The organism is Streptomyces sp. BE303, assembly GCF_036290945.1.
Classification (GTDB): Bacteria; Actinomycetota; Actinomycetes; order Streptomycetales; family Streptomycetaceae; genus Kitasatospora.
This window is the reverse complement of the sequence record NZ_JAQYWZ010000239.1, coordinates 1-250: the sequence shown is the minus strand read 5'-3', so window position 1 is coordinate 250 and position 250 is coordinate 1. Positions and strand designations below refer to the sequence as shown.

1 protein-coding gene is annotated in these 250 nt (G+C 65.2%); it reads left to right on the top strand.

Annotated features, from left to right (window positions below; all coding sequences use genetic code 11):
* The coding region (locus PUR56_RS01630; protein ID WP_443034422.1) for a galactose-binding domain-containing protein at positions 1–250 on the top strand (250 nt) is incomplete at both ends.

Sequence of the window (250 nt, the reverse complement as noted above, 5' to 3'; positions counted from 1 at the left end):
GTTCTTCTCCGGCTCCGTCACCCACACCAACTCGGACGCCAACGCCTGGTGGCAGACCGACCTCGGTGGTGTCACCCCGATCAACAACATCAAGATCAACTCGCGCACCGATGGCTACCGCGACCGCAGCAACAACGCCTCGGTGTTCGTCTCGGCATCCGATATGACCGGGCGTAGCTACGCCGATCTTCGCGCCGATCCCACCGTGTGGCGGTACGACATCGCGGGCACCCCGCCCGCCGAGCTGACC